We start from the raw sequence: 547 nt of genomic DNA on the forward strand, positions 1-547 counted from the left end.
TGCGCAGCGCAGTAAGGATGCAAAGTTGTTCACTTCACCATTGTATTCCAGTGCTTCTTGATACACCGTGCTGATAAACTTTGGAACGGTCATGTCTTGCGCACTGGCAATTTCTTCAAGAATCGTCCAAAAACTCGACTCTAATTTTACGCTGGTGGCATGGCCGTCAATGCGGATGGAACGAGTGATAAACTGATAATTATCCTGTGGTTGTTTAGCAAATATTTCGCACATGGTATTCGTAGATATGATTTAAGACGTGCAAATATTGAGTATTGTTGCTTAAAGCGTCAACTGTTTTTGCGGATAAAAAAACGCTCTCGTGAGAGAGCGTTGGAACATCACAAGACGTGAAGTAAGGGCAAGATGATTATTTAATTTGTTGCTTTAGGAACTCACCAAGCTCGGAGTGGTGCATGATTTTTGAAACTGGAAGAATGGTTTCTGCAGGTCCCCAAGCGAATACGTTCACTGGTGTATGAGTGTGCGTGCCTGTTCCCCATACCGTGTTTTGTTTGGTCGCTTGTTCGCGAGCGAGCAAGTTACC

General features: G+C 43.7%; 1 protein-coding gene and 1 pseudogene. Both read right to left on the minus strand.

Annotated elements, in window-relative coordinates; translation table 11 throughout:
- The coding region (locus R7R78_RS28830) for a ribbon-helix-helix domain-containing protein (protein ID WP_225474934.1) at window positions 1-234 on the minus strand (234 nt) is incomplete at its 3' end.
- A 136-nt stretch (window positions 235-370) separates the two neighbouring features.
- A pseudogene (locus R7R78_RS28835) lies at window positions 371-547 on the minus strand (alkaline phosphatase); the annotation flags it as partial.

This window comes from Vibrio sp. 2134-1 (assembly GCF_033339495.1).